General features: G+C 71.0%; 26 protein-coding genes. 4 read left to right on the forward strand and 22 right to left on the reverse strand.

All coding sequences use genetic code 11. The features are described from left to right. Positions 1–5: 5 nt before the first annotated feature. A complete protein-coding gene (locus ACFW47_RS19495) occupies positions 6–911 on the forward strand; it encodes a 5'-3' exonuclease H3TH domain-containing protein (RefSeq protein ID WP_386286339.1) in 906 nt (301 codons plus the stop codon). Positions 912–1092: 181 nt separating this feature from the next. After that, entirely contained in the window at positions 1093–1938 is an 846-nt protein-coding gene (locus tag ACFW47_RS19500; protein WP_386286163.1) for a siderophore-interacting protein, read from the forward strand. Between the two features lie 46 nt (positions 1939–1984). Here ACFW47_RS19500 and ACFW47_RS19505 read toward each other — a convergent pair whose 3' ends face one another. After that, positions 1985–2566 carry a GNAT family N-acetyltransferase gene (locus ACFW47_RS19505; protein WP_386306430.1) on the reverse strand — a complete coding sequence of 194 codons (582 nt, stop codon included), beginning with the start codon at positions 2564–2566 and terminating at the stop codon, positions 1985–1987. A gap of 60 nt (positions 2567–2626) precedes the next feature. Here ACFW47_RS19505 and ACFW47_RS19510 point away from each other — a divergent pair, with 60 nt between their 5' ends. Next, positions 2627–3619 carry an RluA family pseudouridine synthase gene (locus ACFW47_RS19510; protein WP_386286161.1) on the forward strand — a complete coding sequence of 331 codons (993 nt, stop codon included), beginning with the start codon at positions 2627–2629 and terminating at the stop codon, positions 3617–3619. Here the strand turns inward: ACFW47_RS19510 and ACFW47_RS19515 are convergent. From ACFW47_RS19515 to ACFW47_RS19590, 16 genes are all read right to left on the reverse strand, one after another. Further along, positions 3613–5139 (reverse strand): cytochrome P450, encoded by a 1527-nt coding sequence (locus tag ACFW47_RS19515; RefSeq protein WP_386286160.1) that lies wholly within the window; start codon positions 5137–5139, stop codon positions 3613–3615. The genes ACFW47_RS19510 and ACFW47_RS19515 overlap by 7 nt on opposite strands. Positions 5140–5194: 55 nt before the next feature. After that, complete coding sequence (locus ACFW47_RS19520; protein ID WP_386286159.1) at positions 5195–5815, reverse strand: ATP/GTP-binding protein; 621 nt, start codon at positions 5813–5815, stop codon at positions 5195–5197. After that, positions 5796–6209, reverse strand: coding sequence for a DUF742 domain-containing protein (locus tag ACFW47_RS19525; protein WP_386286158.1), 414 nt, complete (start codon positions 6207–6209; stop codon positions 5796–5798). Before ACFW47_RS19525 ends, ACFW47_RS19520 begins: the two co-directional genes overlap by 20 nt. Continuing rightward, positions 6206–6583, reverse strand: coding sequence for a roadblock/LC7 domain-containing protein (locus ACFW47_RS19530; RefSeq protein ID WP_370466402.1), 378 nt, complete (start codon positions 6581–6583; stop codon positions 6206–6208). Before ACFW47_RS19530 ends, ACFW47_RS19525 begins: the two co-directional genes overlap by 4 nt. A gap of 26 nt (positions 6584–6609) precedes the next feature. Further along, positions 6610–8229: a sensor histidine kinase gene (locus ACFW47_RS19535; RefSeq protein ID WP_386286157.1), complete on the reverse strand. Its 1620-nt coding sequence runs from the start codon at positions 8227–8229 to the stop codon at positions 6610–6612. Positions 8230–8555: 326 nt separating this feature from the next. Then, entirely contained in the window at positions 8556–11408 is a 2853-nt protein-coding gene (locus ACFW47_RS19540) for a DEAD/DEAH box helicase (protein WP_386286156.1), read from the reverse strand. A 68-nt stretch (positions 11409–11476) separates the two neighbouring features. After that, positions 11477–12427, reverse strand: a complete 951-nt coding sequence (gene tatC / locus ACFW47_RS19545; protein ID WP_386286155.1) for a twin-arginine translocase subunit TatC — start codon at positions 12425–12427, stop codon at positions 11477–11479. Between the two features lie 47 nt (positions 12428–12474). Beyond that, positions 12475–12762, reverse strand: a complete 288-nt coding sequence (gene tatA / locus ACFW47_RS19550; RefSeq protein ID WP_073730934.1) for a Sec-independent protein translocase subunit TatA — start codon at positions 12760–12762, stop codon at positions 12475–12477. A gap of 226 nt (positions 12763–12988) precedes the next feature. Then, a complete protein-coding gene (locus ACFW47_RS19555; RefSeq protein ID WP_386286154.1) occupies positions 12989–13183 on the reverse strand; it encodes a hypothetical protein in 195 nt (64 codons plus the stop codon). Between the two features lie 10 nt (positions 13184–13193). After that, the gene (locus tag ACFW47_RS19560; protein ID WP_386306505.1) at positions 13194–13427 is read right to left on the reverse strand and encodes a hypothetical protein; all 234 of its coding nucleotides are present in this window, start codon (positions 13425–13427) and stop codon (positions 13194–13196) included. Between the two features lie 56 nt (positions 13428–13483). Beyond that, positions 13484–14536: a helix-turn-helix transcriptional regulator gene (locus ACFW47_RS19565; protein WP_386306431.1), complete on the reverse strand. Its 1053-nt coding sequence runs from the start codon at positions 14534–14536 to the stop codon at positions 13484–13486. 18 nt (positions 14537–14554) lie between these two features. Further along, positions 14555–15508 carry a helix-turn-helix transcriptional regulator gene (locus ACFW47_RS19570; protein ID WP_382722067.1) on the reverse strand — a complete coding sequence of 318 codons (954 nt, stop codon included), beginning with the start codon at positions 15506–15508 and terminating at the stop codon, positions 14555–14557. Positions 15509–15645: 137 nt separating this feature from the next. Further along, the gene (locus tag ACFW47_RS19575) at positions 15646–16017 is read right to left on the reverse strand and encodes an FKBP-type peptidyl-prolyl cis-trans isomerase (RefSeq protein WP_102932332.1); all 372 of its coding nucleotides are present in this window, start codon (positions 16015–16017) and stop codon (positions 15646–15648) included. 60 nt (positions 16018–16077) lie between these two features. Further along, on the reverse strand, positions 16078–17079 hold the full coding sequence (locus ACFW47_RS19580; protein WP_386286338.1) for an FKBP-type peptidyl-prolyl cis-trans isomerase: 1002 nt from the start codon (positions 17077–17079) through the stop codon (positions 16078–16080). Between the two features lie 157 nt (positions 17080–17236). Then, complete coding sequence (pafA, locus tag ACFW47_RS19585) at positions 17237–18598, reverse strand: Pup--protein ligase (RefSeq protein ID WP_217254760.1); 1362 nt, start codon at positions 18596–18598, stop codon at positions 17237–17239. Positions 18599–18607: 9 nt separating this feature from the next. Beyond that, positions 18608–19867: an MFS transporter gene (locus ACFW47_RS19590; protein ID WP_386306507.1), complete on the reverse strand. Its 1260-nt coding sequence runs from the start codon at positions 19865–19867 to the stop codon at positions 18608–18610. Positions 19868–19981: 114 nt separating this feature from the next. Here ACFW47_RS19590 and ACFW47_RS19595 point away from each other — a divergent pair, with 114 nt between their 5' ends. After that, the gene (locus ACFW47_RS19595) at positions 19982–20998 is read left to right on the forward strand and encodes a LacI family DNA-binding transcriptional regulator (RefSeq protein ID WP_386286150.1); all 1017 of its coding nucleotides are present in this window, start codon (positions 19982–19984) and stop codon (positions 20996–20998) included. Between the two features lie 58 nt (positions 20999–21056). On the opposite strand, the gene prcA is transcribed toward ACFW47_RS19595, so the two are convergent. The 5 genes from prcA to dop form a co-directional block, all read right to left on the reverse strand. Then, positions 21057–21824 (reverse strand): proteasome subunit alpha, encoded by a 768-nt coding sequence (prcA, locus tag ACFW47_RS19600; RefSeq protein ID WP_386286149.1) that lies wholly within the window; start codon positions 21822–21824, stop codon positions 21057–21059. A 63-nt stretch (positions 21825–21887) separates the two neighbouring features. Beyond that, positions 21888–22733: a proteasome subunit beta gene (gene prcB / locus ACFW47_RS19605; RefSeq protein WP_386286148.1), complete on the reverse strand. Its 846-nt coding sequence runs from the start codon at positions 22731–22733 to the stop codon at positions 21888–21890. Further along, positions 22685–23275 (reverse strand): endonuclease VII domain-containing protein, encoded by a 591-nt coding sequence (locus tag ACFW47_RS19610; RefSeq protein ID WP_386306432.1) that lies wholly within the window; start codon positions 23273–23275, stop codon positions 22685–22687. Before ACFW47_RS19610 ends, prcB begins: the two co-directional genes overlap by 49 nt. A 6-nt stretch (positions 23276–23281) precedes the next feature. Then, positions 23282–23500, reverse strand: a complete 219-nt coding sequence (locus tag ACFW47_RS19615; protein ID WP_043374843.1) for a ubiquitin-like protein Pup — start codon at positions 23498–23500, stop codon at positions 23282–23284. A gap of 177 nt (positions 23501–23677) precedes the next feature. After that, complete coding sequence (dop, locus tag ACFW47_RS19620) at positions 23678–25189, reverse strand: depupylase/deamidase Dop (protein ID WP_386286147.1); 1512 nt, start codon at positions 25187–25189, stop codon at positions 23678–23680. Between the last annotated feature and the right edge of the window lie 47 nt (positions 25190–25236).

Below are 25236 nucleotides of genomic sequence, written 5' to 3' on the forward strand. Positions count from 1 at the left end.
GACTGATGCTCCTCGACACCGCCTCCCTCTACTTCCGCGCCTACTTCGGCGTGCCGGACTCCGTGAAGGCACCCGACGGCACACCCGTGAACGCCGTGCGCGGACTCCTCGACTTCATCGACCGCCTGGTGAAGGACCACCGGCCCGACCACCTGGTCGCCTGCATGGACGCCGACTGGCGACCGGAGTGGCGGGTGGAACTGATCCCCACCTACAAGGCGCACCGCGTCGCCGAGGAACAGCCGTCGGGCCCCGACACCGAGGAGGTCCCCGACACGCTCTCGCCGCAGGTCCCGGTCATCGAGGACGTCCTCGACGCGCTCGGCATCGCCCGCGTCGGCGTGGCGGAGTACGAGGCGGACGACGTCATCGGCACCTACACCGCGCGGGCGACGGGCCCGGTCGACATCGTCACCGGTGACCGGGACCTCTACCAGCTCGTGGACGACGCGCGGGGCGTGCGCGTGCTGTACCCCCTCAAGGGCGTCGGCACCCTCGCGCTCACCGACGAGGCCGCGCTGCGGGAGAAGTACGGCGTCGACGGGCGCGGCTACGCCGATCTGGCGCTGCTGCGGGGCGACCCGAGCGACGGGCTGCCGGGCGTGGCGGGCATCGGCGAGAAGACGGCGGCCAAGCTGCTCGCCGAGTTCGGGGACCTGGCCGGGATCCAGGCCGCGGTCGACGACCCCCGGGCGAAGCTCACGCCCTCGCAGCGCAAGCGCCTGACCGAGGCGAAGCCGTATCTCGCGGTCGCCCCGAAGGTCGTCCGGGTCGCCGACGACGTGCCGCTCCCGGACGTCGACACCGCGCTGCCGCGCACGCCGCGTGACGCCGCGGCACTGGACGAGCTGGCGGCGCGCTGGGGGCTGGGCGGCTCGCTGCGGCGGCTGCTGACGACCCTCTCCGCCTGAGCCGTGCCGTACGGGCGGGGCGGGGCTCGCACGGTGCATCGGAGTTCCGAGGAGGGGAAGCCGTACTCTGCGCGCGGGGGCGTCGTGGAGCTGTTCGCCCACGAGGCGGCGAGCGAGGCAGGGATGCTAACTTAGGTAAACCTAACTCAGGGACCCCCACGCAGGGAGCAGGGAGGCCGTCATGGCAGACCGTCCGGTACGCAAACCGCGCAAGCCGCACACCGCGCAGGTGGTGCGCACCGAGCGGCTCACCCCGCACATGCAGCGCGTGGTGCTCGGCGTCGGGGAACTGTCCGCCTTCTCGGCGGACACCTGCACCGACCACTACGTGAAGCTGCTGTTCCCGGCCGAGGGCGTGACCTACCCGGAGCCCTTCGACATGGAACGCATCCGCGAGGAGTTCTCGCGCGAGCACTGGCCGGTGACCCGGACCTACACGGTGCGCCAGTGGGACGCCGAGCACCGCGAGCTGACGCTGGACTTCGTCATCCACGGCGACGAGGGACTGGCCGGGCCCTGGGCCAGGCGCGTCCGGCCGGGCGAGACCGTGCGCTTCTTGGGCCCCGGCGGTGCCTACGCCCCCGACCCCGCCGCCGACTGGCACCTGCTCGCCGGTGACGAGAGCGCGCTGCCCGCGATCGCCCGGTCCCTGGAGGCGCTGCCCGACGGTGCCCGCGCCTTCGCCTTCGTCGAGGTCGACGGCCCCCAGGAGGAGCAGAAGATCGACTCCGACGTGGAGGTGGTCTGGCTGCACCGCGGCGGTCGTCCGGTGGGCCAGGCCCTGGTCGAGGCCGTGCGCGCCCTGGACTTCCCCGAGGGCCGGGTGCACGCCTTCGTGCACGGCGAGGCGGCCTGCGTGAAGGAACTGCGCAAGCTCCTGCGGGTGGAGCGCGGGATCGCCCGCGAGGACCTCTCCATCTCCGGGTACTGGCGCCTCGGCCACAACGAGGACGGCTGGCAGGCGTCGAAGCCGGAGTGGAACGCCCGCATCGAGGCCGAGCAGGAGGGCACCGCTTCGGCGGCGTAGCGCTCCGGGCTGCGGACCGCGAGTACGCGGGGTTCCGGGGCTCCGCTCAGTCGCCGCGTATCCGCGCGTGCAGGTGCATGTCGTGCCAGCCGTCGGCGTGCAGCAGAGCGCTGCGCTTGGTGCCCTCCAGGGCGAAGCCCGCCTTGGCGGCCACCCGGCAGGAGGCCTCGTTGGCGACGGCGTGGGACAGTTCCAGACGCTGGAAGCCGATGTCGTCCAGGGCCCAGCGGGCCAGCGTCCGCGTGGCCCGGGCGGCGACGCCCCGGCCGCGGGCCGCCGCCGTGGTCCAGTAGGCGACCTCGGCCACCCCGTCACCCAGCTCCACCTGCCGCAGCGCCACCCGGCCGAGCAGCCGGTCGTCGGCCGCGTCGGCGACGGCCCACTGGACGTTCCGCTCCTGCTCCCACCCCCGCTGCCACTCGGCGATCCAGCCGCGCACCTCCTCCTCGGAGTGGGCGGCCCGGATGTGCCACCGGTGCATCACCGGGTCCTGGAAGGCCGCGTGGACGGCGGCCGCGTCCGCCGCGCGCCACGGGCGCAGCAGCAGCCCGTCGCCGGTGGGGAGGGCGGGCTGCGGGGTGCGGGACAGGGTGCCCGGGGGCAGGACCGGGCTCGTCAGGTAGGGCATGGCCGCATCCTGCCAACCGGGACGCCCGGCGGCCCAGCGGATTTCGTACGCTGGCAGGCGATGAGACGCCGCACCGCTCCCCCGCCCTCACCCCTTCCCCAGCGCCACGGGGTCGACGCGGTGCGGGTGCGGCTGCCCGCGGGAGGGCCGTGGGCCACGGTTCGGGACCATCTGCGGGAGCGGCTGTCCGGCGCCGGCCCTGGCGTCGTGGACGGCATGTTCGAGGGTGGGCTGTTCGTGGGCGCGGACGGGCGGCCGGTGCCGGACGACGCCCCGTACGAGCCCGGGATGTACGTGTGGTTCCACCGGGAGCCGCCCGCCGAGGTGCCGGTGCCCTTCCCGCTGGAGACCGTGTACCGCGACGAGCACATCGTGGTCGCCGACAAGCCGCACTTCCTGGCCACCACCCCGCGCGGCGGCCACGTCACCGAGACCGCGCTCGCCCGGCTCCGCCGCGAGCTGGACATCCCGTCCCTCGGCGCCGCGCACCGCCTGGACCGGCTCACCGCGGGACTGGTGATGTTCACGGTGCGCCCCGAGGAGCGCGGCGCGTACCAGTGCCTGTTCCGTGACCGCATGGTGCGCAAGGAGTACGAGGCCGTCGCCCCGTACGAACCCGCGCTCGCCCTGCCCCGGACCGTACGCAGCCGGATCCTGAAGGAACGCGGTGTCCTGGCCGCCCGGGAGGTCGAGGGCGAACCGAACGCGGTGAGCCGCGTCGAGCTGCTCGAGCACCGGCCGGCCGGCGGCCCCGGCCGGGACCGCGGGCTGGGCAGGTACCGGCTGGTGCCCCGCACCGGCCAGACCCACCAGCTGCGCGTCCACATGAACGCGCTCGGCCTGCCGATCCTCGGCGACCCCCTCTACCCCGAGGTCGCGCCGCCCGCACCGCCCGGCGACTTCCGGCGCCCGCTGCAACTGCTGGCACGGGAGCTGGCGTTCACCGATCCGGTCACCGGGCGGGAGCACCTGTTCCGCAGCGCCCGCTCCCTGGGTGCCTGGACGGCGTACGACGACTGGGCGGCGTACGCCGACGGGCCAGGACGTCAGTAGCCGCGCCACCAGAGCAGGAAGCGCTGCCAGGCACCGCGCGGACGGGGCGGTTCCGGTGCGGGCACCGGCTGGGGCGGCGCGACCGTGAACGACGCGGGCTCCGGCGGCAGCACGGGGACCTCGGGTTCGGGCCGTTCCTCCCGGCGGGGCATGCCGACGTGCCAGTCGGTCCGCTCCGCCGCGCCCGGGGCGTGGCTCGGCTGCGACCTGATGTCCTGCTGCGCCTTGGGCTCGAACCGCACCGGCAGCTCCACCAGATGCCGTGACGCGATGGACGACCGCCACCTCAGGTCGTCCTCGTCGCAGGCGAGCTGGACGTCGGGCAGCCGCATGAGCAGCGCGTCGATTCCGGCGTCGGCGATGGCCCGCCCGATGTCCTGGCCGGGGCATTCGTGCGGTCCGCCGCCGAAGGCGAGGTGGGCGCGGTTGCCCTGCATGCTCGCCTCCAGGTCGGGGCGGATGCGCGGGTCGACGTTGCCGGGCGCGATGCCCAGCAGCAGTCCGTCGCCCGCGCGGATGCGCTGCCCGCCCAGCTCGGTGTCCTGCTTGGCGAAGTAGGCGAAGACGGTGCTGAACGGCGGCTCGTCCCACAGGGACTGCTCGACCGCCTCGAACACCGGCATCTGGCCACCGCTGAGCTGAGCGCGGAAGCCCGGGTGGGTGAGAACCACGCGCAGTACGTTGCTGATGAGGTTGACGGTCGCCTCGTACGCCGCGAGGAGCACCAGCCGCAGGTGCTCCCTCACCTCGTCGTCGGTGAGGCCCGCCGGGTGGCCGACGAGCCGGCCGGCGATGTCGTCCCCGGGCCGGGCCCGGCGCTCGGCGGCGAGCCGGCCCAGGACGTCCATGAGGTAGGCGTGGCTGGCGAGCGCGGTCTCGGTGCCCTTGAGGGCGTCCCGCGCCGCCTCGACCATCCGGTCGTTGTACGCCTCCGGCATGCCGAGGAGGTGGCACATCACGCCCATCGGCAGGTGCTCGGCGAACTGGCCGACCAGGTCGGCGCGGCCCTCCTCGCAGAACCTGTTGACGAGGCGCTGGGTGTACCGCTTGATGTGGCGGCGCAGCTCCCGGTAGTTGATGTCGGACATGGCGCTGGTGACCGCGCCGCGCAGCCGCTTGTGCTCCTCGCCCTCGGCGTGCGAGCAGATGGGCTGCCAGGCGATGTGCGGCATGAGCGGATGGTCGGGCTTGACCATGCCCTCGTTGAGCGGGGTCCAGATGCGGCTGTCACGGCAGAACTGGGCGGGCGTGCTCACCATGTGCAGGTTCTCGGCGTGTCCGAGGACCACCCACACGGGTACGTCGTCGTGGAGCAGCGCCGGGGCCACCGGCCCGTACTGCTCGCGCAGCTTCTCGTACAGCTCCTCCAGGTCCTCCGCCTCGTGCAGCCGGTGCAGTCCGCCCGGTCCGAGGCTGCCCGGTCCGAGGCTCCCCGGTCCGAGGCCGTGCGCGGGGCAGCCGGGCGGTGGTTCGAGCAGGGGGTCGCCCGTTGAGGTGGGGGCGTGGCGTTCAGGCGTCACAGTGTCGCTCCGCGGGGAAAGGGATGTGGGGCCGGGGGTCGCCGGCCTCGACGGGTCAGGTGAGCGCGCCCTTCATGGCGAGGGAGTGCAGGAAGCGCATCAGGGTCAGCAGGACGTCCCGGCTGGAGGCGCGGCGCCGTACGTCGCAGTCGAGGATGGGGATCTCCTCGGACAGGTCGAGCGCGGTCCGCAGCTCCGCCATGGGGTAGCGGGGAGCGTCCGGGAAGGAGTTGACGGCGACCACGAAGGGCACGCCGCGCTCCTCCAGTCGGCCCATGACGTCGAAGCTGACCTCCAGGCGCCGGGTGTCGACGAGGACGACCGCGCCGAGGGCGCCCTCGAACAGCCCGTTCCACAGGAACCAGAAGCGCTCCTGGCCGGGTGTGCCGAAGAGGTACAGCACCAGTTCGTCGGTGATGCTGATGCGGCCGAAGTCCATGGCCACCGTGGTGGCGGTCTTGGAGGCGGAGCCGTAGTTGTCGTCGACGCCGATGCCGGCCTGGGTCATCGTCTCCTCGGTGGTCAGCGGTCTGATCTCGCTGACCGAGCCGACCATGGTGGTCTTGCCGACCCCGAAGCCGCCCACGATGACGATCTTCACGGCGGCCTCGGCCGTGTGCGGCAGCCGGTCCTCCGTCCGTGGGCCCGGGATCGTGTCAGAGTCTTTGAAGTCCATGCATCACCGCTTCGAGGAGGTTTCGGTCGGCGACCTTCTGGCGGACGATCGGGGCGCGGGCCTGCACCAGTTCCTTCGCCAGCAGGTCGGTGAGCAGCACGGTCAGCACGCTGAACGGCAGGCTCAGGTAGGCCGACAGCTCGGCCGCGGACAGGGGCGCGACGCACAGCCGCAGCACGGCCGCCTGTTCCGGGGTGGCGGACACCGGCGGCTCGGCGCGGGCCACGATCAGCGTCACCAGGTCGATGTCGGCGCGCTCGCCGGCTTCGTCGCCGCCGATGACGAACAACCGCTCGGGGTTGTGGCTCTCGCCCTCCTTGGCCGGGCCGGACGCGGGTAACGGGGCGGAGGGCTGCTGCCCGGGGGATCGCCGCTGGCGCTGGGGAGGAGTCATACGGTCTGCCCGTTGCGCCTGGCGGGACTCGTCAGGTGGGGCCCGATCCGGGCCACCAGGTCCGCCATGCTCAGGCCCATCCGGCCGGGCTCGCAGCGGACGTCGGAGAGCACGGCGAGGTAGGCGTTGGGGCCGGCGGCCATCAGGTAGAAGTAACCGCCGTTCATCTCGATCAGGACCATCTTCATGTCGCCGTCGCTGGTCGGGATCTCCTGGGCGACCGCGCCCGCCAGGCTCTGCAGGCCCGCGCAGGCGGCGGCGACCCGGTCGGCGGCGTCCGGATCTCCGGAGTAGCGGGCGATGCGCAGGCCGTCGGCGGACAGCACCACGATCATCTCGATGCCCGGAACACCGTCGTAGAGATCCTTGAGCATCCAGTCGAACTTGCCTTGCTGCTCGATCACTTGAGGTTCCCCTCGTCGTCGGCCGGGGCGTGGGCCGGCTCACTGCTGCTGGACTGCTGGTGGGCCTGGGTGATGCCCGGGTACTGCTTGAGGCCCTCCCAGAAGGCGCCGATCCAGTGGCCCGGCGGGAGTTCCTCGGTCTTCTCCGGTTCGGGTTCCGGGGCGGGCGCCGGGATGCCGTTGCGGGCGCGCTCGGCGGCGAGGCGGGCCTCGCGCTCGGCGTCCTCCCGCTCCCACTTCGCCTGCTCGGCCAGCCGCTGGCTGAGCGGCATCTTGACCCGGCTGCGGCGCTGCGGGAGGCCGCCCGCCGTCCACTCGGTGACCTCCGGCACGTCGTCCTCGAAGGAGACACCCGCCGGGATGCGGGGGCTGGTGGGGCGGCGCTTCTTGGGCTTGCGCTCGGGGCCGGGGAGGGCGTCCGGGCCGGGGGTGGGGATGGAGGTGGCGCCGATGCCGTGGGCGAGGCCGACGCCGGGCTCGGTGGTCATCATCTTGCTGGGCACGATGAGGATGGCCCGGACCCCGCCGTACGCCGAGGCGCGCAGCGCGACGTCCATGCCGAACTGGGTGCACAGCCGGCCGACGACGGACAGGCCCAGACGCGGGTGCTGGGCGAGGTCCTGCACGTCGGTGCCGCGCTTGGCGTCCTCCAGCAGGCCCTCGATGCGGGCGCGGGACTCCTCGCTGAGGCTGACGCCGGCGTCCTCGATCTCGATGCAGACGCCGCTCTGCACCTCGGTCGCGGTGACGTGCACCTTGGCGCCGGGCGGCGAGTAGCGGGTGGCGTTGTCGAGGAGTTCCGCCGCGGCGTGGATGACCGGCTCGACGGCGGTTCCCTTGATGTTGACCTTGGCGATCGAGGCCAGGTTGATCCGGCCGTACTGCAGGATCCGGGACATCGCGCCGCGCAGCACGCTGTAGAGGGCGACCGGCTCGGGCCACTGGCGGCCGGGCCGACCGCCGCCGATGACGGAGATCGAGTCGGCGAGGCGGCCGATCAGCGCGGTGCCGTGGTCGATGCGCAGCAGGTCGTCGAAGACCTCGGGGTTGCGCCCGTGGTCCTCCTCCATCTCGCGGAGTTCCTTGTTCTGCTGGTGGACGATGGCCTGGACGCGGCGGGCGATGTCGACGAACGAGCGCTCGGCGGACTCACGCATGGAGTCCTCGTGGTCGATCATCTGGCACACCATGCGGATCAGCTTGCGCTGGGGCTCGCCGAGTTCGGCGTAGGAGGGGTCCAGCTCGCCGATGCGGCGCATCACCTCGGCGGGCGTGTGCCCCCGGCGCATGAAGTCCAGCGCGTTGGGGATGACTTCGCTGCCGAGCCGGACCATCTCGTCGTAGTGGCTCGCGGCCCGGCGTTCCAGGTACGCGCTGTTACGGGCGTGCTCCTCGCGCATCACCCGCATCTCACGGCCGCGGCGCACCACTTCGGCGCCCGCGAGGCTCACCAGCAGCGTGGCGAGGGCGCCGCACAGGCCGACGGCGAGCCGGGCCGGTTCCGTCACGAGGGCGACGGCGGCCCCGGTGGCCGCGGCCATCAGTATGGCCGGCAGCAACAGCGTGCGCGCGTAGGGAAGTTCGCGGCGCCCTGGAGGGGAATCAACACTCACCATGTAGGCCCTCTGAGAACGAATCGGCGGGGATGGGGGAGCTTGCAATGGGGTATCTCTGGGAGTTGTCGGGATCTTCGGCGCGTTGGGAACAAACGCGCGATTTCACCCCAACTCGGTGCGCTGCGGGCGAGCTTAGTCCGAGCGGATCATCGCCGTGTCATATTCAGCAAGCACCTGAAACGGGCGCGGGAGCTGGAGTAACCTCGGACCCATTTACACAGCGAGACAGCGTTCGAACACGCAGCGTAATTGGATGCGGGCGTTCGAATCCACGAAACGCAGGGAGGCCCGGCGGGGGAACCGCCGGGCCTCCTTGACCGCGTGGGCTAGCCCACCGACGAGTAGGCGACCACTCCGCGCAGCAGCCCGTCGACCGCCTTGCGCGCGTTCTTCGGGACCGTCGATCCCTCACCCGGCGCCGCGGCCGCGACCTGGCCGAGGACGTCGATGACCTGCTTGCACCAGCGCACGAAGTCACCGGCCGGCATCTCCGCCTCGCGCAGCACCTCGTCGAGGCCCTTGCCGGAGGCCCACATGTACGCGGCCCAGGCGAAGCCGAGGTCGGGCTCGCGCTGGCCGACGCCCTCGGTCTGGCGGATCCGGAACTCCTCCTCCAGGGCGTCGAGCCGGCCCCAGATGCGGACGGTCTCGCCGAGCGCGGCCTTGGCCTTGCCCGAGGGCACCTTGGGGGCCATCGCGTCGTCGGCGACCCGGGACTCGTAGACCAGCGCCGAGACGCAGGCGGCGAGCTCGGCCGGGGACAGGCCCTCCCAGACCCCCTCGCGCAGGCACTCGCTGGCCAGCAGGTCCAGTTCGCCGTAGAGGCGCGCGAGGCGCTTGCCGTGCTCGGTGACCTCGTCGCCGCGCAGGTAGTCCATCTCCGTCAGCAGCGCCACGATCCGGTCGAAGGTGCGGGCGATGGTGTTCGTCCGGCCCTCGATGCGCCGCTCCAGCTGCGAGGTGTCGCGCAGCAGCCGGTGGTAGCGCTCGGCCCAGCGGGCGTGGTCCTCGCGGTCCTCGCAGCCGTGGCAGGGGTGCGCGCGCAGCGCCTTGCGCAGCCGCGCGATCTCCCGGTCGTCGGCGGCCTGGGCGCGCTTCTTGCGGGCCCGCTCCGGCGGGATGTGCCCGGCCTTGGTGCGCAGCGCGGAGGCGAGGTCGCGTCGGGACTGGGGCGAGCGCGGGTTGAAGGACTTCGGGATGCGCATCCGCTCCAGGGCCTCGACCGGCACCGGGAAGTCCATCGACGCGAGCCGCTTGACCTGCCGCTCGGCGGTCAGCACCAGCGGGCGGGGCCCGTCGTGGTGCTCGAAGCCGCGGTGGCCGTTGGACCGCCCGGCGGGCAGGCCCGGGTCCAGGACCAGGGCGAGGCCCGCGTACTTGCCCGTCGGCACGTGGATGACGTCGCCCGGCTTCAGCTTCTCCAGCGCCACGGCGGCCTCGGCACGCCGCTGGTTGGCGCCCTGCCGGGCCAGTTCGTTCTCCCGGTCCTTCAGCTCGCGGCGCAGCCGCGCGTACTCGTCGAAGTCCCCGAGGTGGCAGGTCATGGAGGCCTTGTAGCCCTCCAGGCCCTCCTCGTTGCGCTGCACCTGCCGGGAGATGCCGACGACCGACTTGTCCGCCTGGAACTGCGCGAAGGAGGTCTCCAGCAGCTCCCGCGAGCGGTGGCGGCCGAACTGCTCGACCAGGTTGACCGCCATGTTGTACGACGGCCGGAAGCTGGAGCGCAGCGGGTACGTGCGCGTGCCGGCGAGCCCCGCGAGGTGCTCGGGGTTCATACCGCGCTGCCACAGCACCACCGCGTGGCCCTCGACGTCGATGCCGCGCCGGCCGGCCCGGCCGGTGAGCTGGGTGTACTCGCCGGGGGTGATGTCGGCGTGCTGCTCGCCGTTCCACTTGACGAGCTTCTCCAGCACCACCGAGCGGGCGGGCATGTTGATGCCGAGGGCGAGGGTCTCGGTCGCGAAGACGGCCTTGACCAGTCCACGGACGAACAGCTCCTCGACGACCTCCTTGAAGGTCGGCAGCATGCCCGCGTGATGGGCGGCGATGCCCCGCTCCAGGCCCTCCAGCCACTCGTAGTACCCCAGGACGTGCAGGTCCTCGGTGGGGATGGAGGCGGTGCGCTCCTCGACCAGGGCGCGGACCTTGTGCCGCGCCTCCTCGTCGTTGAGCCGCAGCCCGGCGTACAGGCACTGCTGCACGGCGGCCTCGCAGGCGGCCCGGCTGAAGATGAAGGTGATCGCGGGCAGCAGCCCCTCGGCGTCGAGCCGCTCTATGACCTCGGGCCGGCCGGGCGTCCACATGCGCGAGCGCTGCCGGCGCTCCCGCTCGCGGTCGGCCTCCCGCATGTGCCGGCCACGCCGCCGGTCCTGGAACGAGGGACGGGTGGCCTCCAGGCGGGCCATGCGCATGAGGTCGGGGTTGACGGCCTTCTTGTGGCCCTCGCCCTCCTCGAACAGGTCGTACATCCGGCGTCCGGCCAGCACGTGCTGGAACAGCGGCACGGGCCGGTGCTCGGAGACGATCACCTGGGTGTCGCCGCGCACGGTGTCGAGCCAGTCGCCGAACTCCTCCGCGTTCGACACGGTGGCCGAGAGTGATACCAGGGTCACGGACTCGGGGAGGTGGATGATCACTTCCTCCCAGACGGCGCCGCGGAAGCGGTCGGAGAGGTAGTGCACCTCGTCCATCACCACGTACCCGAGACCGAGGAGGGTCTGCGAGCCCGCGTACAGCATGTTCCGCAGGACCTCGGTGGTCATCACGACCACGGGGGCGTCGGAGTTCACGCTGTTGTCGCCGGTGAGCAGGCCCACCTTGTCCGCGCCGTAGCGGCGGCACAGGTCGGCGTACTTCTGGTTCGACAGCGCCTTGATGGGTGTCGTGTAGAAGCACTTCTTGCCCTGCCGGAGGGCCAGGTGGACGGCGAACTCGCCGACGATCGTCTTGCCCGAACCGGTGGGCGCGGCCACCAGCACGCCCTTGCCGGTCTCGAGTGCCTGGCAGGCCTCGATCTGGAAGGGGTCGAGGCCGAAGTCGTACATCTCGCGGAACGAGGCGAGCGCGGTGGCCTGCTCGGCAGCGCGTCGCCGCGCTGCCGCATACCGCTCGGCCGGGGAGAGATCCTCTGTCATCGTGCTTTCGAGCGTACCGGGCCGCACTGACAACAGGACGATCATTGTCGGGATCGGCTCCGTGAGGCCTTTCCCGGGAGCGGCGACGCGTGTCGTCACCGCCCCGGTGTGCCTCAGGTCACGTCGTCGTAGCCGTTGACCCGGTCCTTCGTGGCCTGCTCGGGCAGGGCGCGGGCGGTGGTCACGGGTTCGATCTCGCCGATGTCCTCGGGCGTGAGGTCCAGCTCGGACGCCTCGTCGTCGTCGGGCTCCATGGCCTGGCGACGGGCCCTGCGCCGGTCGTTCAGCAGGGAGATGCTGACCGCGGCGAAGTACAGCACCCAGATCGGTCCGGCCAGCATGACCATCGTCAGGGGGTCGGTGCTCGGCGTGGCGATGGCCGCGAACAGCGTGATGCCCATGATCATGGCGCGCCACCAGCCGAGCATCCGCTTGCCGCTCAGCACTCCGGTGAGATTGAGCATGACCAGCAGCAGGGGCAGCTCGAAGGAGAGACCGAAGACGATCACCATGCGGGTGACGAGGTCGAGCAGCTCGTCCAGCGGCAGCAGGTTGTCGACGTTGCTCGGCGTGAACTCGATCAGCACCTTCGCCGAGGTGGGCAGCACCGCGTAGGCGAAGTAGGCGCCGATGAGGAAGAGCGGCGCGCCGGTGGCGACGAACGCGTAGGCGTACTTCTTCTCGCTCTTGTGCAGGCCCGGGGCGACGAACGCCCACAGCTGGTAGAGCCAGACCGGGGAGGCCAGCACGACGCCGGCCGTCAGGGACACCTTCAGGGCCAGGGTGAAGGGGCCGAGCAGACCGTTGAGGGTGATCTGCGCGCACGGCTCCGAGCCGGCCTCCGACTGGGCCAGCTCCGCGAACGACTTCTCACAGCCGACCGACTCGAGGATCGGCTCCGTGAGGACGTTGATGATCTCCTCGTAGAAGAAGGCGGCGACGACGGTGACGGCGACGATGGCCAGCAGGGCCTTCGCGAGCCGGTTGCGGAGCTCACGAAGGTGCTCCGCGAGGGGCATCCGCCCTTCGGGGTCCCTCTCCTTGTTGCGGGCAGACTTCAGCAACCCACGTTCCCATCTCGTGCGGCGGGCCGGAGGTCACCGGCCCTGCGTCAGCGCTTGGTCGTGTCCGTCGGCTCGGTGACCGGCCGGGAGCTGGTCACGTCGCCGGGGGCGGCCTGGATGGTGCGCTTCGCCGCGGACTGCTCCGGGTTCGGCGGGTCGGCGGGAGCGGAGTCGTCGGACTTGCTCTCGCTCTTCATCGCCTTGGCCTCGCTCTTGAGGATGCGGGCGGACTTGCCCAGCGAGCGCGCCATGTCCGGAAGCTTCTTCGCGCCGAACAGCAGGATGATGACGACGAGGATGAGAATGATCTCGGGGGCGCCGAGCCTTCCGAACATAAGTCTTTACCTTCTCACCGAGGCGGCTGGGTGGGGGTGCTGTCCGACCGGTCGGACATGTGTCCGATCGATCGTCTTGTGCAGCGATCGTAACGCTCAGGGGTAAACGTGAGGCAATCCCCGTGCGTACTCCCGTCCGCGGCCGGGCCTCGTTTTCCGGTCCGCGACGAGCAGCGTACCTTCAGCGACCTGTGACGTGACAGGGCGAAGTGTCCCGAAACGCGGGTCACAGCGCGTCCACGGCGCGGGCGGCGCTCTCGGTCGCGCGTTCCAGGTCCTCCGCGGCCCGGCTGATCCGGCGGGCCGAGTCCGTCACCTGCCGCCCCAGGCGCTGGGCCTCCACGAACACCTTCACGGCGAGCACCGCGAGCACGGCGAGACCCACAAAACCCACGGCAACCGCGAACATCGGCCAGAACATGACGTCGAGCCTAGACCGTGGAGTGCAGCCGGAGGGTCCTGACCCCGCCGCCCGTGAGCAGCTCCACGACCCGCTCCCCCGCAGGCTTGCGGACGGCGGAACCGCACTCGGGGCACGTGAACGAGTAGAAGGTGGTACGGCTCGTGGCGCCGATCGCCAGACGCAGGGCGCTCGCGGCGAGCTCGAACCGGCCGCGGCAGTCCGGGCAGCCGGCCTTGAACACGACCGGCGGGACGCGTCTCATGCCGGCGAACGCGGTCGCCGCCGTCACGCCCGCCGCACCCGGCCCCACGGAGTCGCTCACAGTCCTCGCTCCTGCCCCTCGCGCTCGTGCCGTTCCTCGCCCGTACCGCGGGCCCCTCCGGCCGCCTCGATCCCGTCGTACGCCGCCAGCGCCTCGCGGGCCGCCTGCCGGGCGCTGTCGGCGAGCTCCGGCGGCGAGACGATCCGGCCGTCGCGCCCCAGCCGCAGCGCCAGCCGCCGCAGCGAGGCCGGGTCGGGCGTGCGCAGGGTGATACGCAGTCCGCCGTCGGGGAGTTCATCGGCGCTGTCGTGCGGGTAGTACTCGGCGACCCAGCGTCCGCCGGGACCGACCTCGATCACGACCTCCGGGTCCTCGGCGGCGGGCTGCACCAGTCCCTCCGAGAGGTCCCGCAGCTCCACCTCGGGCGGCGCGGACGGCTCGTCCAGGATGCGGATCTCGGCGACCCGGTCGAGCCGGAAGGTGCGCCGCGCCTCGGAGCGGCGGCACCAGGCCTCCACGTAGGTGTGGCCGACGCTGACCAGGCGGATCGGGTCGATCTCGCGCTCGGTGACCTCGTCGCGGGCCGGCGAGTAGTAGCGGATCCACAGGCGGCGGCGTTCGGAGATCGCCCGGTCGACGTCGGCGAAGACGCCGCCCTCGGACTCGAAGGTGACGGACAGGCGCGAGCTGGCGCCGGCGGCCTCGCCGGCCGAGGTCTCCACCTTGGCGGTCGCCCGCAGCAGCGCCTGCCGGTCGCTCTCCCGCAGCCCCGGCAGGGTCGCCACGGCCCGGGCGGCCACCAGCAGCGCGGTCGCCTCGTCGGCGGCCAGCCGCAGCGGCTCGGCGGCGTCCGCGCCCAGGGCGGCCGGATTGTGCCACCAGATCCGCTCGCCGTCGGTGTCGATGTCGAGGAGGTCGCCGCCGCGGAAGCTGGTGCCGCACATCGGCAGCACGTCGAGGTCGGAGACCAGCTCGTCCTCGGTGATGCCGAAGGCGCGCGCCACGTCCTCGACCCGGGCGCCGGGGCGCTCGCGCAGATACGTCACCAAGGACAGCATCCGCCGGGTCTGGTCGATGGCGTTCACGGGCCTGACCGGTTTGCCTGCCACTGTGTTGTCCGCTCCCCCTCAGCCCTTGGCCACGGCACGCAGCCGGTCCACCACGTCCGCGCGCAGCTCCGCCGGCTCCAGCACCACCACGTCCGGCCCGAACTCCACCAGCCAGGCGTCCAGGCCGTGCCCGTACGGAATCTGCAACTCGTCCCAGCCGTCACCGAGTTCCCGCACCACGGTCGCCTTCGCCCGAAGGGGGTAGCCGGCGCCCGTGCGCAGCCGGATCAGCGCGGAACGGTCCGCGGTCTCCCCCGCCCAGCTCGCGACCGTCTCGCGGACGGTGACGACGTCGGGCACGGGGGCGGTGAACCGCGCCCCGCGCGAGCGCACCTTCCCCGTGATCCGGGACAGCCTGAAGACCCGCTCCGCCCCGCGGTCCCGGTCGAAACCGGCCAGGTACCAGTGGCCGCGCCAGCACTCCAGGGCCCACGGCTCCACGTGCCGGGACTCGGGCTGGGCGGCGTTGGCCTTGCGGTAGTCGAAGACGACCGGCCTGCGGTCGCGGCAGGCCAGCATCAGCGGCTCGAAGGCCGCCTCGTGCACCGGGATACGGGGCTCCAGCGCGCTGTGCGCCTCGTACGGGTCGACGTCCTCGGGCAGACCGGCCGCGCGCAGCTTCTGCAGGGCGCCGCTGGCGGCGCCGGCGAGCCGGGCCTGCTGCCACACCTTGGCGGCGAGCCCCAGCGCGGCGGCCTCCTCGGCGTCCAGGGTGATCGGCGGCAGGCGGTTGCTGTCGCGGCGGGCCAGGTAGCCGACCTCGCCGTCGAGGCTCTCGACGGTCTCGATGACCAGCCCGAGTTCCCTGAGGTCGTCCTTGTCCCGCTCGAACATCCGGTTGAAGGAGTCGTCGGAGCCCGCCTCCAGGTAGGCCTCGATGGACTGGCGCAGCTCACGCTTGCTGAGTGGCCGCCGCGTCCCCAGCAGACACAGCGCCAGGTTCATCAGCCGCTCGGCCTTGGCAATGGCCATCGACGCCCTTCTCCCTATGGTGCTTACGACGGATGACCGTACCGCCCCGCGGCGGCCCCGCAAAAGCCGAGGGCCCATGCCCGGACAGGCATGGACCCCAGGTGACCGGCTCTGATCGCTGTCCGCCGGGACTTCGATCAGACTCCGAGCAGATCGACCACGAAGATCAGCGTCGAGCCGGGCGGGATCGCCGGGGTCGGGCTCTGGTCCCCGTAGGCGAGGTGGGCCGGGATGGTCAGCTGGCGACGGCCGCCGACCTTCATGCCCTGCACGCCCCGGTCCCAGCCCGCGATGACCCGGCCACCGCCGAGCGGGAAGCGGAACGGCGTACCGCGGTTCCAGCTGGCGTCGAACTCCTCGCCCGTGCTGAAGGTCACGCCCACGTAGTGGACGGTCACGGTCTGACCGGCCTCGGCAACCGGGCCGTCGCCCTCCCAGATGTCCTTGATCTCGAGGTCCGCCGGGGGCTCGCCGCCCGGGAAGTCGACCTCGGGCTTGTCGATGCTCACGTGTTCAGCTCCTGCTTGTCTGCGGAAAGGCAACGTCCCCAAGTCTTACATCCCGGCACGTCACATCTTCGCGAGGATGTCCACGGAGAACACCAGTGTGGAGTCCTTCTCGATGCCGCTGCCCTGCGGCGGGTTGTCGCCGTAGCCCAGGTCCGGCGGGATGACGATGAGGACGCGGCTGCCGACCTTCTTGCCGGTCAGGCCCTGCGCCCAGCCCTTGACGACCTGCTGGAGCGAGAACGACGTCAGCTGCTTCCTGCCGTACGTCGAGTCGAACTCCTTGCCGCCGTCCCAGACCACGCCCTTGTACTGCACGAGCACGCTGTCCTCGGCGCCGACCTCCGTGCCGTCGCCCTCCAGGACGTACTCGGCGACGAGCTTCTTCGGCGCGTCGGTCTTCGGCACCTCGATGGAGGGCGCCTTGCCGTCGGTGTTGGTGCCGACCCTGGGCAGCGCGGCGTCGTCCTGCGGGGTCTCCTTGCCCTTGGCGGAGCTCTTGGCGTTGAACGTGTCCTGCACGTCCACGACGAAGACCAGCGTGTCGTCGCCCTTGATGCCCGCCTGCTCGTTGCCCTGCTCGCCGTACCCGTAGGCGGGCGGCACGGAGAACTGGACGCGGCTGCCGGTCTTCTTGCCCGTGAGCGCGTACCGCCAGCCGTCGATGATGCTGCCCTGGGCCAGCTGGATGACCAGGGGCGTCTTGCGGTCGTAGGAGTTGTCGAAGACCTTGGCGCTCGCCCAGACCTGGCCCAGGTAGTTCGCCGACACGAAGTCGTTCTCCGCGACGGCCTTGCCTCCCCCGGCGATGACCGTCTTCACCGCGAGGTCCTTCGAGGGGTCCCCGCTGCCCTTGGCGACGGTCGGCTTCTCGTCGAACTTCGTCCCCGCGGTGATCGCCGGCAGCGGGCCGTCGACGATCTTCGGGGGCGGCGGTGCCGACGTGCCCGACGCCTCCGGCGTCGCGCTGTCGCCCGCGTTGCTCGAGCCGGAGTCTTCGTCACCGCAGGCGGCGAGCGTGACCAGTCCGGCGGGGACGGCGATGAGGAGTGAGCGTCGGCGCACGGTGGGGGCCTCGTATCGGTGTCGGTCGGTGTTCATGTCAGGAATGGCGTGCGCGCAACTCTACGGCGTGAGAAGGGCACCGTACGGCTAACGTACGGTGCCCGTGTGACGTTCCGCCCTTTCACGGGGGAAACGCCCCTCTCACCCTTCCGCCGGCTCACATCCCGGCGATCAGCTTCTCCACCCGGTCGTCCACCGAACGGAACGGGTCCTTGCACAACACGGTGCGCTGCGCCTGGTCGTTGAGCTTGAGGTGAACCCAGTCGACGGTGAAGTCCCGGCGCTGCTCCTGAGCACGCCGGATGAAGTCACCACGCAGCCGCGCCCGAGTGGTCTGCGGCGGCACCGACTTGCCCTCGAAGATCTTCAGGTCGTTGGCGACCCGGGCGGCCTGCCCCTTCTTCTCCAGCAGGTAGTAGAGACCACGACGGCGGTGGATGTCGTGGTAGGCGAGGTCTATCTGCGCGACCCGCGGATGCGACATGGTCATGTTGTGCTTGGCCCGGTACCGCTCCAGGAGCTTGTACTTCATGACCCAGTCGATCTCGGTGTCGATGCGGTCGAGGTCCTCGGTCTCGATGGCCTCCAGCGTGCGCCCCCACAGCTCCAGCACCCGCTCGACGGTGCCGGTACGGATACCGCGGCGCTCGCAGAAGTCCACGGCCTTCTCGTAGTACTCCCGCTGCACCTCCAGGGCGGACGCCTCCCGGCCGCTGGCCAGGCGCACCTTGCGGCGGCCGGTGATGTCGTGGCTGACCTCGCGGATCGCCCGGATCGGGTTCTCCAGGGTCAGGTCACGCATCACGGTGCCCGCCTCGATCATCCGCAGCACCAGGTCGGTGGCACCGACCTTGAGCAGCATCGTCGTCTCGGACATGTTCGAGTCGCCCACGATGACGTGCAGACGCCGGTAGCGCTCGGCGTCCGCGTGCGGCTCGTCGCGGGTGTTGATGATGGGCCGGGAGCGGGTCGTCGCCGAGGAGACGCCCTCCCAGATGTGCTCGGCCCGCTGGCTGACGCAGTACACGGCACCACGCGGCGTCTGCAGCACCTTGCCCGCACCGCACAGCAACTGCCTCGTCACCAGGAACGGGATGAGGATGTCCGCGAGCCGCGAGAACTCCCCGTGCCGGGCCACGAGGTAATTCTCGTGACAGCCGTAGGAGTTGCCGGCGGAGTCGGTGTTGTTCTTGAAGAGGTAGACGTCGCCCGCGATTCCCTCCTCGTGCAGGCGTCGTTCGGCGTCCACCAGGAGTCCTTCGAGAATGCGCTCGCCCGCCTTGTCGTGGGTGACGAGTTCGATCACGTTGTCGCATTCGGGTGTGGCGTATTCCGGATGCGATCCCACGTCGAGATAGAGGCGGGCCCCGTTGCGCAGAAAGACATTGCTGCTGCGGCCCCATGACACGACACGGCGGAAGAGGTACCGCGCCACCTCGTCAGGCGACAGGCGGCGCTGTCCCCTGAACGTGCACGTGACGCCGTACTCGTTCTCCAGCCCGAAAATGCGGCGGTCCATGACTGAACATTACGCCTGATGACCCGAACTGAAACGGGGTTCGACGGCACGGTTTGGATCATTTTCCGATGAAGCCGCAACCACCGCCGCCCGCACGGGAGCTGCGAGGACCCGCCCGGTGCACAGGAGGACGAGCAGCGACACACCGCCGGCCGCCGCCGGCACCGCGAACCCCCACAGCGCCCCGCCGTGCTCCACCACGGGCCCCGCGAGGCCCGTCCCCACCGAGGCGCCCACCGTGAAGGTCGTCACCAGCCACGAGAACGCCTCCGTCACCGTCCCCCGCGGCGCGTGCACGTCGACGAGGACGAACGCGCAGGCGATGCACGGGGCCAGGAAGACACCCGCGATCACCGTGAGCAGCACCATGGCCAGCACGCCCGGCATCAGCGTCAACGGCAGGTAACACACCGCCAGCAGGGCCACCAGCAGCCGCAGCCGCCGCGCCGGATCACCGGTCCACCGCCGCGCCCCGTACACGGCCCCGCCCACCAGCGCACCGAGCCCGAGCGCGGCCATCAGCCAGCCGTAGACGGCGTCACCGCCGTGCTCGTCCGCGTACGGCACGGACGCCACGGTGATCGACCCGAGCGCCATCCCGATGAACAGGAAGGCGCCCAGCAGCGCCAGCAGCCCCGACGAACGCAGGGCACCCAGCCAGTGCGCCTCGCGCGGCGCCGACCGCCACGAGCGCGAAGGCGGCGACACCACCACGGACAGCGCCCCGAGGACACCCACCGCGTTCAGCACGAGCAGCGCCACCTGCGGTGACCACAGCGACACGCACACCGTCACCAGCAGTGGCCCCACCGTGAACATGACCTCCTGGGCCACGGCGTCCATCGCGTACGCCGTGTGCACCTGGTCCTCCTTGCGCAGCACGCTGGGCCACAGCGCCCGCAGGCCGCCCTCCAGCGGCGGCGTGAACAGCCCGGCCGCGCCCACGGCGAGGTACGCGACGGCGACCTGCCCGGTCCCCGCGAAGGCGAAGACGCCCATGGCCAGCGCCGACAGCACCGCGGCCGGCAACTGCACCCGCGGCTGCCCGTGCAGGTCCACCAGCCGCCCCAGCACGGGCTGGCCCACCGCGTTGGCGACGCCGTACACCGCGGCCAGCGCACCCGCGAGGCTGTACGAACCGCCCTCCGCCCGCACGAACAGCACGATCGCGATCGCCGCCGTCGCGTTCGGCAGCCGCCCCACGAGCGTGCCGACGAGCAGCCGGACGGCGTGCCGCGCCCGAAGAATGTCCAGGTACCCGGCGACCACGACCAGTCCCTTCCGAACGAGCCTCATGAAGTTTTACGTATAACGTGTCCCGTCATACGTACCATGGCGGCTGTTCCGGAGTCCAGACGACCAGACGAAAGCGCAGGCCGAACGGTGGCACGAGGCAGCACCCGCCCCACCAGCCGCGACGTCGCCCAGGCCGCGGGCGTCTCCCAGGCCGCCGTCTCCCTGGTCCTCGGCGACAAATGGCGCGGCCGGGTCTCGGAACCCACCGCACAACGCGTCCGCGACGCCGCACACCGGCTCGGCTACCGCCCCAACCTCGCCGCCCGCAACCTCCGCCTCGGCCGCACCCGCACGGTCCTGCTGGTCGTCCCCGCACTCACCACCGAGTTCTTCGCGGAGGTCTACACCGGCGCCGCACGAGTCGCCGCCGAGCACGGCTTCGGAGTCGTCCTCTACCCCTCCCCCGAAGGCGTCGGCCCGGCCAGAGACCCCTTCGCCTCCGCCCAGGCCGCCCTGGACGGCGTCATCGCCTCCTCCATGGCCGCCGACGCACTCACCGCCATCCGGGGCGACCAGCTCCCCCTCGTCATGCTCGACAGCGACCCCGAAGGCAGCCTGGGCGCCGCCACCGTCAACCTCGACATCACCGACGGCATCCGCCAGGTCGCCGAACACCTCCTGACCCTCGGCCACCGCCGCTTCCTGCACCTCGCCGCGGACGTCCCCTCGTGGACCTTCGAGATCCGCGCCCGGGAACTGGCCGCACGGCTGGCGGACACCCCCGGCACCGACCTGCGCACCGCCCGCGCCCCCATCTCCATCGAGGGCGCCCTGACCGCCACCGAGGCCGCCCTCGCCGCTCCCGGACCCCGGCCCACCGCACTCGTCTGCGACGACGACAAACTCGCGGCCGGCGCCTACAAGGCGGCGAGGCGGGCAGGGCTGCGCGTCCCGGACGACTTGTCGGTCACCGGCCTGGACGACCTCGGCCTCGCCACCGCCATCGACCCCGAGCTGACGACCGTACGCCTCGACGCGGAACTCTTCGGCGAACGCGGCATGCGGGCACTGCTCGCCGTCATGGAGGGACAGACCCCCGAGGAGGGCGACATCCCGGTGCACCTGGTCGTACGGGGCTCCACGGCACCGCCGCAGAAAGACTGAGCGGCGCCGGAGCACATGGCCCGGCGCCGCTCGGAGGTTCTCGCGCAGCGGCTGCCCGCTACTTGTCGCCCTCGTCCTCGTCCGGCAGGGCCAGGTCCTCGGCATCGGCCCCGGCCCCGGCTCCCGCGCCCGAGTCCAGCAACCGCGACAGCTGAGCCCCCACGATCCGCTTGAACTTCCGCTTCTGCGGCCGCGTACGGTCCAGCACCGCGACCTCCAGCCGCTCCGCCGGAATCTCCCGCTCACTGCCGTTCGTGTCCCGGGACAGCGCCTGCACGGCCAGCTTCAGCGCCTCGGCCAGCGTCATGTCGTCCCGGTGCCGCTGATCCAGGTAACCGCTGATCTGCTCGGCATTGCCCCCGACCGCGACCGAACCGTGCTCGTCCACGATCGAACCGTCGTGCGGCAACCGGTAGATCTGGTCCCCGTCGGCACTCTCACCGACCTCGGCGACGACCAGTTCCACCTCGTACGGCTTCTCGGCCTGACTGGAGAAGATCGTGCCCAGCGTCTGCGCGTAGACGTTGGCCAGACCGCGAGCCGTCACGTCGTCCCGGTCATAGGTGTAACCACGCAGGTCGGCGTAGCGCACCCCGCCGATCCGCAGATTCTCGTACTCGTTGTACTTGCCGGCGGCCGCGAAGCCGATCCGGTCGTAGATCTCGCTGAACTTGTGCAGCGCACGGGACGGGTTCTCACCGACGAACACGATGCCGTCGGCATACTGCAGCACGACCAGGCTGCGGCCACGCGCGATGCCCTTGCGGGCGTACTCCGCCCGGTCCGCCATCGCCTGCTGGGGTGAGACATAGAACGGCGTCGACACCGGTTATCCGTCCCTTTCTGGAGAAGTCACTGAACCACCTGACAACACGACCGACCGCGCCCGCTACAGCAACGCGGCCCGCGGACCGTCGGGCTGCTCCAGCCGCCGCTCCAGCACCGAGCGGGCGAGCCCGGAAGCCTCGTCGTCACTCAGCCGGCGGAAGCCGTCCTCGGTGATCACAGTGATGATCGGGTAGATCCGGCGCGCGACATCGGGACCACCGGTCGCCGAGTCGTCGTCCGCCGCGTCGTACAGCGCCTGCACCACGAGCGTCGTGGCCTGCTCCTCGGTCAGGTCCTCACGGAAGAGCTTCTTCATCGCACCACGGGCGAAGATCGACCCCGACCCGGTGGTCGCGTAGCTCTGCTCCTCCGACCGCCCGCCCGTCACGTCGTACGAGAAGATCCGCCCCCGGCCGCGATCCACGTCGTAACCGGCGAACAGGGGCACCACGGCCAGTCCCTGCATCGCCATGCCCAGGTTCGAGCGGATCATCGTGGACAGGCGGTTCGCCTTGCCCTCCAGGGACAGCTGCGCGCCCTCGACCTTCTCGAAGTGCTCCAGCTCCAGCTGGAACAGCTTCACCATCTCCACGGCCAGACCCGCCGTACCGGCGATGCCCACCGCCGAGTACTCGTCGGCCGGGAAGACCTTCTCGATGTCCCGCTGGGCGATCATGTTGCCCATCGTGGCCCGCCGGTCACCGGCGAGGACCACACCACCGGGGAACGTCACCGCCACGATCGTCGTGCCGTGCGGCGCCTCGACGACACCCTGCACCGGGGGCAGCTGCCGGTTGCCCGGGAGCATCTCCGGCTGGTGCTCGCCGAGGAAGTCCATGAAGGAGGACGAGCCAGGCGTCAGGAAGGCAGCTGGTAGACGCCCGGTGCTACGAGTGTTGGCTTCCACGAAGTTCCCTCCAGGTAGGCGGCAGCCCGACGAAAAGCGTCGGGATCGTCTCCCAACTTGCCGATGGCCGAATTGCAGTTGAAGCACAGTACGCCACGGACCTTACCCGTCTCGTGACAGTGATCCACATGTACGGCCGGAGCCTTCAGACAGATCACGCAGAGGCCCTTCTGAGAGGCGACCATCGCGTCACGCTCGTCCTCGGTGAGACCGTAACGGCGCTGCAGGGGACGTGCCCGCCCCGCAACGGCCGGGCACGCCTTGCAACGCGTCGACAGCCCGTCCGAGGCCGTCGCGTTGCGATGCCACTCGCTCCACGGCTCGACCTCGTCACAGCCCAGGCAGTGCTTGCACCCCTCGGGCACGTCCGCTCGACGAACGTTCTTGCCCTGGGCCTCCCGACGACGGCGGTATGCCTCGGCCCCACATTCGCGGCAACGGTCCTGAAGCCTGTCGAGCTCGGACCTGTTGGCCGCGAATGCGCTGGTAGGCAGAGTCCGCTTGCATGCCGAGCACTTCTTCCCGGCATCCAAATTGGACATTCAGGCCTATTCCCCACCCTTTTGGACAAATGACCGCACGAAATCCTCGGCATTCTCTTCGAGCACATCGTCGATCTCGTCCAGGACGGAGTCCACGTCGTCGTTCAGCTTCTCCTGGCGCTCCTTGAGGTCCTCGGAGGCCTGCGCGTCCTGCGCCTGCTCCTCGACCTCCTCGGTGGACCGCGTGGCCTTCTGCTGCCCGCCGCCGGTGTCCTTGGTCGCCATAACCCTCACCCCGCTCGGTTCGCCCGACACAGTTGCTCGGTCAAGATCAGACCCTACAAGCCGGGTCCGACATCGGCCCCGCGTTTCTCCAACGAACGGGGGCCATCTCGATGGTTCCCGGCCGGGGTGGGTTTCCACCCCGTCCGGCGGTCTCGTTCGTGTACCCGTTCCGTCCGCTCACCCGCCGGTGAGGACCCTGACCAGGTCCTCCGCGGTGCGGCAGCGGTCCAGGAGCTCCTTGACGTGATTACGCGTTCCGCGAAGCGGTTCCAGGGTTGGCACCCGCTGGAGGGAGTCCCGGCCCGGCAGATCGAAGATCACGGAGTCCCAGGAGGCCGCCGCGACGTCGTCCGCGTACTGCTCCAGGCAGCGTCCGCGGAAGTAGGCGCGGGTGTCCTCCGGCGGCTTGGTGCGGGCCCGCTCGACCTCGTTCTCGTCCAGGAGCCGCTTGATGCGGCCGCGGTCGACCAGGCGGTTGTAGAGGCCCTTGTCGGGCCGTACGTCGGCGTACTGGAGGTCCACGAGGTGGAGCCGGGCGGCGTCCCAGTCGAGGTCGTCGCGGCGCCGGTAGCCCTCCATGAGTTCCCGCTTGGCGACCCAGTCCAGTTCGCCGGCGAGGCTCATCGGGTCGTTCTCGAGCCGGTTGAGGGTGTCCTCCCAGCGGCCGAGGACGTCCTTGGTCTGGTCGTCGGCGTCGGCGCCGTAGCGTTCCTCCACGTATTTGCGGGCCAGCTCGTAGTACTCCATCTGGAGCTGGACCGCGGTGAGTGTGCGGCCGCTGCGGAGGGTGACCAGGCGCTTCAGGGACGGGTCGTGCGAGACCTGGTGGAGGGTGCGGACGGGCTGGTCGACGGCCAGGTCGACGGCGACGAAGCCGTCCTCGATCATGGACAGGACCAGGGCGGTCGTGCCCAGTTTCAGGTAGGTCGAGATCTCGGAGAGGTTCGCGTCGCCGATGATCACGTGGAGGCGCCGGTACTTCTCGGCGTCCGCGTGCGGCTCGTCGCGGGTGTTGATGATGGGCCGCTTCAGCGTCGTCTCCAGGCCGACCTCGACCTCGAAGTAGTCGGCGCGCTGGCTGATCTGGAAGCCGTGCTCGTGGCCGTCCTGGCCGATGCCGACGCGGCCCGCGCCGGTGAAGACCTGGCGGGAGACGAAGAAGGGCGTCAGGTGGCGCACGATGTCCGAGAAGGCGGTCTCCCGCTTCATCAGGTAGTTCTCGTGTGTGCCGTAGGAGGCGCCCTTGTTGTCGGTGTTGTTCTTGTAGAGGTGGATGGGCTGGGCGCCGGGCAGCTGGGCGGCCCGCTCGGCGGCCTCGGCCATGATGCGTTCGCCGGCCTTGTCCCACAGGACGGCGTCGCGGGGGTTGGTGACCTCCGGGGCGCTGTACTCGGGGTGGGCGTGGTCGACGTAGAGCCGTGCTCCGTTGGTGAGGATGACGTTGGCGAGGCCGATGTCCTCGTCGGTGAGCTGACTGGAGTCGGCGGCCTCCCGGGCGAGGTCGAAGCCTCGCGCGTCCCGCAGCGGGTTCTCCTCCTCGAAGTCCCAGCGGGCCCGGCGGGCCCGGTGCATCGCCGCCGCGTAGGCGTTGACGATCTGGGACGAGGTGAGCATGGCATTGGCGTTGGGGTGGCCGGGGACGGAGATTCCGTACTCCGTCTCGATGCCCATTACTCGCCGTACGGTCATGCGGCCCTCCTTGCCCGGCGGCGCCCGTGGTGGGCGCCGCTCAAGTA

The organism is Streptomyces sp. NPDC058796, assembly GCF_042745235.1.
Taxonomy (GTDB): domain Bacteria; phylum Actinomycetota; class Actinomycetes; order Streptomycetales; family Streptomycetaceae; genus Streptomyces.